This is a genomic window from Natrialba taiwanensis DSM 12281 (genome assembly GCF_000337595.1).
Taxonomy (GTDB): Archaea; Halobacteriota; Halobacteria; order Halobacteriales; family Natrialbaceae; genus Natrialba; species Natrialba taiwanensis.
This window is the reverse complement of sequence record NZ_AOIL01000065.1, coordinates 1-9397: the sequence shown is the minus strand read 5'-3', so window position 1 is coordinate 9397 and position 9397 is coordinate 1. Positions and strand designations below refer to the sequence as shown.

General features: G+C 55.7%; 6 protein-coding genes and 4 pseudogenes. 2 read left to right on the top strand and 8 right to left on the bottom strand.

Translation table 11 applies throughout. From position 1 onward, the window contains the following. Positions 1-376: 376 nt before the first annotated feature. The 3 genes and pseudogenes from C484_RS22605 to C484_RS22600 all read right to left on the bottom strand — a co-directional run. A pseudogene (locus C484_RS22605) lies at positions 377-522 on the bottom strand (IS6 family transposase); the annotation flags it as partial. A 184-nt stretch (positions 523-706) separates the two neighbouring features. Next, positions 707-1120, bottom strand: a complete 414-nt coding sequence (locus tag C484_RS18335; protein WP_049915698.1) for a PIN domain-containing protein — start codon at positions 1118-1120, stop codon at positions 707-709. Further along, on the bottom strand, positions 1083-1310 hold the full coding sequence (locus C484_RS22600; protein ID WP_006827388.1) for an antitoxin VapB family protein: 228 nt from the start codon (positions 1308-1310) through the stop codon (positions 1083-1085). The genes C484_RS18335 and C484_RS22600 overlap by 38 nt, the downstream gene beginning before the upstream one ends. Positions 1311-1885: 575 nt before the next feature. Here C484_RS22600 and C484_RS23775 point away from each other — a divergent pair. After that, positions 1886-2092: a hypothetical protein gene (locus tag C484_RS23775; protein WP_169332884.1), complete on the top strand. Its 207-nt coding sequence runs from the start codon at positions 1886-1888 to the stop codon at positions 2090-2092. On the opposite strand, the pseudogene C484_RS18330 reads toward C484_RS23775, so the two are convergent. Further along, positions 2039-3081, bottom strand: a pseudogene (locus C484_RS18330) (transposase). The gene C484_RS23775 and the pseudogene C484_RS18330 overlap by 54 nt on opposite strands. Positions 3082-3227: 146 nt before the next feature. Here C484_RS18330 and C484_RS23250 point away from each other — a divergent pair. Then, positions 3228-3332 (top strand): annotated as a pseudogene (locus C484_RS23250) (IS5/IS1182 family transposase); the annotation flags it as partial. Positions 3333-3545: 213 nt separating this feature from the next. Here the strand turns inward: C484_RS23250 and C484_RS18325 are convergent. The 4 genes and pseudogenes from C484_RS18325 to C484_RS22595 all read right to left on the bottom strand — a co-directional run. Next, positions 3546-6293, bottom strand: coding sequence for a TRAP transporter permease (locus tag C484_RS18325; RefSeq protein ID WP_006827387.1), 2748 nt, complete (start codon positions 6291-6293; stop codon positions 3546-3548). After that, positions 6290-6787: a DUF1850 domain-containing protein gene (locus tag C484_RS18320; protein ID WP_006827386.1), complete on the bottom strand. Its 498-nt coding sequence runs from the start codon at positions 6785-6787 to the stop codon at positions 6290-6292. The genes C484_RS18325 and C484_RS18320 overlap by 4 nt, the downstream gene beginning before the upstream one ends. A gap of 172 nt (positions 6788-6959) precedes the next feature. Beyond that, the gene (locus C484_RS18315; protein ID WP_049915696.1) at positions 6960-7910 is read right to left on the bottom strand and encodes a TAXI family TRAP transporter solute-binding subunit; all 951 of its coding nucleotides are present in this window, start codon (positions 7908-7910) and stop codon (positions 6960-6962) included. 116 nt (positions 7911-8026) lie between these two features. Then, positions 8027-8913, bottom strand: a pseudogene (locus tag C484_RS22595) (zinc ribbon domain-containing protein); the annotation flags it as partial. Between the last annotated feature and the right edge of the window lie 484 nt (positions 8914-9397).

Here is a 9397-nt window from a genome sequence, read left to right as displayed (position 1 = left end):
ATCTTCTGCACAAAGACGCCTCTTCCGCTTCACCTCAATCGTTCTGACGACTTACCCCGATGCCGTCCGTGGATTCAATAGAACCGTTTACTACCGACCGCCGGTACCCTGCTCAATTCGCTTTCCTGTTAGCCGCCACCACCAGCGACACCGCTACCGATTGCTGCGCCACAATTGTTGCAGGCGACCACATAGAATCGTTTAGAGGACCGAAAAAGTCCCTCCATTTTCGAATCCAAGTCTATGAACTCGACATCCGGTTCCTCAGATATCTCGTGTTCACATTCAGGGCAGTGTACCATCTGGGTTCTAATCGTTTGGGAGATGGTAAATGTTTTCTCCATTCTGAATGACAACTGCGGCTGTGTGGCACTGTCTAGTTGAGAACCTCCTCGGCTGGTGTGCGGCCATTCAGCGCTTGATTCAGTCGATCGTGGAATGGTGTCTGAAGCGTCTGAGCCAGCGACGTGCGCTGGCTGGACTGCCCTGCCAGAAGGAGTGAAAGCGGTCGATCCGGAACGAAAAGCGAACGCTCATCAACGATCGCGAAGATCGTTAAGAACTCGTCCGATACGTCAAAGAGGCGCGAAGCATTTCGAGACAGATGGCTCAAGCCGGGGTCGTCATGCGCCAAGTGGTTTTTAACTCGGATGCCGACCGAAAGGGAACCGTGACTGAGAACTGAGACACCTAGTAGCGGATGAGTTCAGAACTCAATTGTATCGAGACCGTTAATCGCCTCAAAATCACCGTCGCGGGTCACAAGCGTCCCGCCAGCCTCGCGAGTGACGCCCGCAATCAAGACATCCATCTGATTGATGGGTGTCCCAGCAGCCATAAGTTCGGCATCGATCAATGCCGCCTCACGTGCCCTATCATGTGTCAATGGCACAGGGTCGATCCACTCGAAATCCGCGGCGAGTTCAGCAACCCCCTCTGGACCGGCCTGTCGGGCACGGTGGCGATAAATCTCGTACAGGACGAGAGTCGGAGCAAACCACGACTGTCCTGATCGGCTCTCAACAAACGACCGAGCAGCATCGTGATGGTCCGCGTCGGGATCAAGAAAATCGATGAGCGCACTACTGTCCAAATAGTTCACGCTCTCGCTCCTTTGCATCTTCGTCGAATTTCTCGCGGAACTCTTCGCGTTCATCAGCGAGTCCGGGATACTTCCCAGCGGACTCAAGAGGATCTTTATCAGAGCCGGTGAGCCGATTCACCACATCCGTAAAACTCTCTCCCTCGCGTTTGTGGTCCTTCAACCGATCATAGGCGTCTTCAGTGAGCGATATCGTTTTAGTTCCCATGTACACATACACATACACAGAACACGGTAATAAATCTGCTGCTCTAATGAGGAAATCGAACTCGCCCTGCTCACTGTCAGCGGAATGGACCTGCGGGCAAGCTCCGACGAATATACGAGTTTCTCAACGTCTTTGATGGGTCCACCTGGAGACTGCTTACACGCTCAAGGAACCGATTGTGTCGACCGATACGCTCGATCCAGATATTGACGAGGTTGGTCACATTGATCCGCGTGACCTCAAGGAGTGAGCTATCCCACCCACTCGTTACTCCCGCCCGGCTCGGGAGAATTTGTAAATTATTATATTTTTAACAGTATCGAGTATTGCCCATTCGTTTGTGCAGAATCGCACAACAGTTTCCACAGTGGACGTCTGAGTAGGCCACACATGGATAAGAAAATGATGAGGGGGAGTCGAAGACGAGTATTCGTCACCGTGGGTCGCGCTCGCGCTCAACGACAGCGTCGTGCACATTATCGACGCACTGCTTGCGCTCCCCCTCGAACCGGGAGTTCAATAAATCTAAATTGGCAGATATGGCCGGCGTCAGTCGTAACTTGATCGGGACGCATATGGATCTCCTCCTCGAACTCGAGATTGTCGAGTATCGAGACCTTGGAGTTGAGTCGGGAACCTCCCTGAAGACAGCCTCTATTCCTGCCCTCTCTTTGGCCTGGTTCACTCACATTCCAGGGATCGCTCTTGTGAAGGACATTGTTGGTGAGTCAGAGAACAGTTCGAACGATTTCTCTCAGGGCTTCTCGTCCGGGCTTGCGTAGGATTCTCCGGCGAAGTTCGAAGAGTCTGAGATACGCTGTGAGTTTGTCCTTCGAGATACCTCGATGTGGCGAGAGCCACCGNTTGCGTAGGATTCTCCGGCGAAGTTCGAAGAGTCTGAGATACGCTGTGAGTTTGTCCTTCGAGATACCTCGATGTGGCGAGAGCCACCGTCGCGCCAGCGACGTGTGGCTCTCGCAGGTATTCACGTGTGCGTCTCCGTCGACGTACTCGCCTTTGCCATGAATAACCGCTTCTCGCTGGTAGCGTTCATCCGTCTCCAGTGGATCGTACGCACGAAATCCATCGGTATAGACTGTCAGCGACTCCTCCTCGTGATCATCGAGGAGGAGTCGCACGGTCGATTCGTCGGCGGATTTCGACGGGATNAATCCATCGGTATAGACTGTCAGCGACTCCTCCTCGTGATCATCGAGGAGGAGTCGCACGGTCGATTCGTCGGCGGATTTCGACGGGATTACGTATCGCTGACCGCTGCCGCGATCAACGAGGACAAACACCGGTGGCTTGTCCTCGTCGTAGCTTCCTCGCCCACGTTTCGACAGGCCACGCGAGCGCGACGATTGGTCGCGCTCGCGGCCTTTCTTCCCGGCAGAGACGTAGAACTCATCGATTTCGATTGGGCCAACGAGATCGATGCGAGGCGCGTCGAGCGTNGGTGAAGCGACCGATACGAGACATCAAGTTCAGCGTCTAACTGGCGGATACTCGTGTTGAACCGGAGCAACGAGTAGAACGCGAACAACAACTTCTCGAGATTGATCTTCGCGTGCGCGAAGATCGTGCCGGTCTTGTCGTTGAACATGCGTCCACAATTTTTACAGCGATACCGCTGATACTTTCGATAGCTGCCGTACTTGATCACTAATTCAGACCGGCAGCGCGGGCACTGGAGGCCCTCGCGCCAGCGAACCTGCTCCAGCAGGTTCGCGGCGCTCGCCTCTGAGCAAAAGACTTCAACTGGGAACATAGTCGGGTGATGCGTCAGCATTACCCTTGCCCGCTACGCTTTCACAGCGTCAGCTCTGTTCGACCAACAATCTGCTTCCGAAGAGCGTATCACTAATTCGAACGAACTCGCCGACTGAGAAGGGGACGACGAGTTCATCGAATGGGGTAATGCTCACCGTTCATGCGCTTCGAATCGAGGGAGGTAAATCCTACCGTATCACGGTGGGTTTGCTCAGCGAAATGCCCGGTGTGGCCCGGGTCGAAGTCGGTGCACTCGAAACGTTGTCAGCGAACTAAATGCCGCCGGTCACAATGTCTCTGTCGTTGATTCTATCGGGACCGTACACGCTATACTCATCACGGACGGTAGTATGTCGGCATCGCTAACCACCGTAAGAACGGTTCGGCCGGGCCGTCGTGAGCCACTGGTTCGATACTGAGGAGTTTCGAGGGTTCTCAACTGATATTTTATCGCCTTCCGAGTCAACCCACTGTAGCCTGTCTCGTCTCGTGTACGTTCGTCGCTTCTCGGTAATTTTTTGCCACGAGGACGACGAACAGTGTGAATCCGATGCCACGAAGCGTGAGGTCGAGGAGGAGCACATCAACCGAGACGGTCACACCGGCGAGTCCGAGGAGATCGAACACTGATGCTGAAAGCAGTCGCGGTGCCATAAGCAGCAGCGAACTGAGTGCGAATCCGGTCCGATCGGCGCGATTGACGCTTGTATACAGCGTCCCGATAACGGTCGCACCCAGGGCGATTACCCCGAGGAAGACGCCAATTACGGGAACCACAATCTCCGGAACAGCGTACGACAACTCTGTGAGGTCGCTGAAGCCGACGACACGATACTGTTCGCGGATCGGCAACTCGTCGGCGTTGGCCTTCTCACGAAGCAATACGATGCCGGGTGCAAGGACGAACGCGAAGGGGACGATTGCCTTGTTTAGCGACAGCGAGAACGCCTTTACGCCCGTCTCGAACGGATCCGACTTGGCCACTCCACTCGCGGCGTAGGCGGCGACAGCGACTGGGGGCGTGATGTCGGCGATAACACCGAAATAGAGGATGAACAAGTGCGCGGCGAGGAGTGGGATACCGAACTCGACGAGTGGCGTAGCGAGCATCGAGATGAGGATGATGTAGGTGACCGTCGTCGGCATCCCCATCCCGAGGATGATGCTGGCCACGGCCGTCACGAGCAACATAACTACGATCGACCCGCCTGACAGTGCAAGCAGCAGCGATGTGAGGTTCGGACCGAGGCCCGAGACGCTGATAACTCCCGGAATGATGCCGGCAGCTGCGACGGCGATCACGACTGGAACGGCCGTCCGTGCACCTTCGTCCATGGATTTGACGACGAACGTACCGAGGCGAAACAGTTGGTGATCACCGAGATCGCGGCTGGTTCGATCGCCGATCGAGTCTGCTGTCGTCTGGACCGTCGGGTTAAAGTTGAGAAGCGGCGCATCGATAGCCGGACGGGACACCAACGTTAGCACGCCAGCGAGCATCGCATACCAGCCGATCCGAGAGATGACACGGTCGATCGCGTCCCCGATAGGGACTCCAGTCCCGTCGGCTCCAGTGACGAGTCCGGTAACCGGGATGCCAGCGAAGACGTAGCTTGCCAGTTCAACGCCAACGATGGCCACGAAAATCCCGAGGAGCCGCCCGCGTGTTTCATCACTGTATGCTGAGACGAGCGAGATCAGCGCGACGAGCGCAACGAGCGTAAACCATGCCGACCGCGAGACGGACAGTCGCTCGATGATGAGGTAGTACAATAATAACCCGATCGGGACGAGGTAGAACCACCCCCGTTTGAGGTGTGTGCCGAGCGAAACGGTGTCGACGTCCGCGACGCCGCCGATTCCCTCTTCGACCGCCTTAAGATGGACCATTACCCAGACGCCAAAGAAGAAAACAATCGCCGGAATCGTCGCAAGGATGATGATATCCGCGAACGGCGTCGCCGTATACTGGACCATAAGAAATGCAGCAGCACCCATCACTGGGGGAAGAATTTGTCCGCCAGAAGACGCTGAGGACTCAACCGCGCCGGAGAACTCCGGTGAGTATCCCGAACGCTTCATCAGCGGAATCGTAAACGCGCCAGTGGTGACCGTGTTAGCGATCGATGATCCCGAAATCGTCCCCATGAAACCGCTTGCGAGGATGCTCGCCTTCGCTGGGCCGCCCTTACGACTCCCAGTGGCCGCATACGCAAGGTCGATGAACCACTGGCCGGCACCGCTCATCTCCAAGAATGCACCAAAGAGAATAAAAATGTAAATAAAGCTTACCGAGACCGTCACCGGGATGCCAAAGACCCCGTTTTCGGTGTTGTACCAGAGGTTTTGAACGATGCTCGGCCAGGTCAACTCATTGACCGCGAGCAGGCCGATGAGGGGCGTCCCCTCGCTGATGAGATATCCCCAGCGCGCATAGACAATGAATGTTGCAACGATGATCATGAGCGGGAGACCGAGCGTCCGGCGGGTGGCCTCGAGCACCAAGAGGACGCCAATTACGCCAAGTGCCATCGCGTAGGAGTACTCGCTAACGAATGGAATGCCACCAAGGACGGGTTGGAGGAACGGGTACACCCCGGTGATCGGCCGCCCAAACATGAGCCCAAATACCCGCATATTCTGAATTTCGGAGAACTCCGTCAAGAAGTAGATTGCCGATAGTATCGAGGCAACAATACACAGAAGATCAAACGGCGTTACCCGCTCTCGGTTGGGATCAAGGAACGCCCACCGGAACGTAGCTTGCGTGTACGCAAGCAGGCGCGTGACGGGGTTCTGATCACCAAATCTGTGGGAAACAGCGGGGACGGTCCGGCCTAGGTTTCGCGTGACGAACCCATCACCCATACTCGCCGGGAACAGCAAGAACGTGAGTACAAGCGCAAACGAGACGTGTACCGCGTTTGCCTGCAGAAGCTGTAGCGAGACTTCCCAGTTGTCGACTATCGGCAGCCAAATCGTGAACGAGAAGCCGCGTGCGGCCAGGAACAGTTGAAAGACTGAAAAGGTGATACCGATTGCCGCGACGGCCACCGCGGCACCACCCTGCAGCGACCGCCGACGTTCGATTTCATCGATCAACTCCTCGGCCTCCTCGGGAGAGACCTCCTCAGTCAGGTCGTCGGTCGTTCTATCCTGATCGTCGTTTGGTCCGTCAGAACCACTGTCCGATGGATCGTTCGTATTCATAGGATTCTTTCGACTAGCGATCGCTGTTCGACGTGAATGCAAACGTCACTGGCGTTCGTCGCAGTGACCAGGTCGTATCGATGATCGTCAATGATCAGCGTATGACCGGCGGTCTGTCCGGGTGAGACCGAAAGACTGTGCAATTGCGCAATTGGCTCGGATGGCTCGTACACGAACATCCCATCGGCGGTCGTGACGTCTACCCCGGTGGGCAGCCCCCAGCCGTAGGACTCAAACTCCATCCGAGTGTTCACCAACGTTTGGTCATCCACGCGGTACTCATCATATACCCGGGATTTCTCGACGCTATGCGTGTACTCAAGGCCCACAGTACTCTCGTCGGACACTGGCTCAGTAAGATACTGTTCGTCAGTCTCGATGTCCTCGACGACGAGCACTGTTTCAACCGGAACCGTCACGGCAACAGCGATAAAGACCAGTATTGCTGCTACCAGTAGCGCAGTGAAGACGTTCGGACGGAAGACGCGACTCATTCTCAGGAGGTTCAGTGGCACACCCTGGTATTTGAAACGCTGATGGAGATGACCACGATCCCACAGGGGACCGATGTCATTCGTGTTCTTGAATCGATTCGGTGGACCGACGCATGGCCGGCCGACCACGAGTCAGCGTACACCGCCCCGATCCCAACGATACGGCACCGGATCAAGCGTCGAAGTACGTTGCCGCACCCTCGTGGAGTTCGATGGACATCCCGTTCTGTGCGCTGTCAACTGAAATGAAGTCGGTCTTGATCGAAAGGTCACCGAGGTTGTCGAAGATAGTCGCGGTAACCGTCTCGACGGTATTGGCCGACACATCGGCGTGTGTGGCGATCATCGCCTGGACTGCAACGGTTTCGATGTCCTCATCGACGCCGCTGTAGGTGCCACCGGGAATGGTATCATCAGAGAACCAGGACGCATCCTCTTTCACCGTCTCGCGGTTCTCGCCCTCGATCGGAACGATCACGATGTCGTTGGTGTTCGCGAGGTCCTCAATCGCGCCGACCGGCCAGCCGCCGACGACAAACGCCGCATCGATATCACCGTTAGCGAGCTGTTCGGACGCCTGCGAGAAGCTGGCGTTTTGCTCCTCGAAGTCCGAGATTCCGACCGACTCGAGGATCTGGAGAGCGTTGACCTGCGTGCCCGATCCAAGATCCCCAGTGTTGATCGTCGCACCGCTGATATCCTCAATCGACGAAATATCGTTCCCGGCAAGCGTAACGAGCGTAATCGTCTCCGGATACAGCGTCGCAACGCCTTGCAAGGTATCGATCGGGTTATCTTGGAAGGCATCGATTCCCGTTCCGTTCTTCGCAAAGGACGCGATATCGTTCTGGATAAGCGCGAAATCGGCTGAACCGTCCGCGAGACTGCCGACGTTTTCGACGCTTGCGCCCGTCGACTGGACGTTCAGCGAGAAGTCGGTGTTATCCTCAACGATCGTTTTGAACTCGTTCGAGAGCGGATAGTATGTCCCACCGGTACCACCGGCATGCCAGCTGAGACGATCCCCATCGTCCCCATTACCGCCAATACAGCCGGCGAGCGCACCTACACCGGCGACACCAGTCACTTTAAGAACTCGTCGTCGACTCCCATGGTATGTCATCCCTATGCATTCTACCCCATGCAGGGTTATATTTCCAACTATTAATATTACTTATATTACGTATATGTTGACATTATCCACGGTCTGAAGAGCGTGGAATCCCGATCGGTGGGATATTACGGTTTGCAGTCTGCCTGTTCTCTCGGTGTGAACCGTCCGCTCTCGCAGTCGAACAGGATGACTCCGAGCTGTGCCAACCAGCTGTTACTCATATCTCCCGTCAGGGGACTCTGAGTTATCTTTTGCCGAATGTTCACCGCACCGTTTACATCCGCGTTCATCGTCGTTTTGCACGATTCGTAGACGTACAATCCACGCTCCACGCGATTTCTCGCCCAAATCTGCCCGCAACACGAACACGTCTTCGATGTGTTCTCCTCGTCCACACGGTCAACGAGAATCCTGTGTTCCTCGGCCTTGTATTCGAGTAGGCGGGTGACCGGTCAAACTCTACCCGTGCAACTTCTTGTTCCCCGACGCACCCCAGCCCCGAGACTCACCGTTGTTATTCTTTCGGATGTCACTAAGGTCTCTAACCGAAATCTTCCCCACATCTTCTTCGATACTTTCAGCGTGTTACCCGGATACAACTCCGGGGGGCCGTCCTCGTAGCGATTGAGAGGTAGTTGCTGATGCCGAGGTTGGTGCCCGCCGTATTATCGCCGGGCGCGTCTTCGAAGGGAATTTGCTTTTTGCAGACGAGATGGAGCTCCCACTCGTTGCCGTTCCAGACAGCACGTACCTGCTGGATGTTCTCCACCTGTACGTCAGGGCGAGTTTCGTACTCTGCGAGGATGAAATACGACCGTCTGTCTTTCAGGTTCCAGCCTTTCGAGGGACGGACGCGGTTGTGTTTGATACCTTTCTGTTTCCATGTCACGGTCGAGCGTGGATGCCGGTCGCCACGTTTCCGGTAGCCCGGTGGGTTGTTGCCGTCGTCGGCGTTGTACCAGCCAGTGAATGCCTCAGCAAATTCTTCGAGAACTCGCGCCGAACGCGATGATTCTGGGGCGGACCCGTATTTAGACTCCGCGGACCAGTTCTCCATGCAGAAGGTATCGTCTTGGCTTCGAACGGCGCTGGCGGAGCGATATTCAGTTCTGGATCGAGTTCATCGGGAGCAACGTCTGCGGAGATAAAAACGAAGACGAATAGAAGTCATGCCCAGTTTCGGCGGCTGACCAGTTACAGAGCGCGCTTAGGGACGAACACTGAAATGGAGCCAACTGAGTCTCACCCATCGCTTGGCGAAGCACGTGCTGTCCTCCCAGGGACAGTGTCATAGAAGGGTTTTCATACCACTATGCGGCGTCCGACGAATGATCAGTGCAGGTCGAGTAGTTACTGGAGCAACAATTGGTCCCACCGTTACCTGTCAAGAACTGCGTGCTGACTCGGTGGAAATTCTGCTATCCCATGAGAGCGTGAAACAAGGATGGGACGCAAGAGACCGAGCTGTATTCCGTGCCCGAGAGCACGTGGTGCTG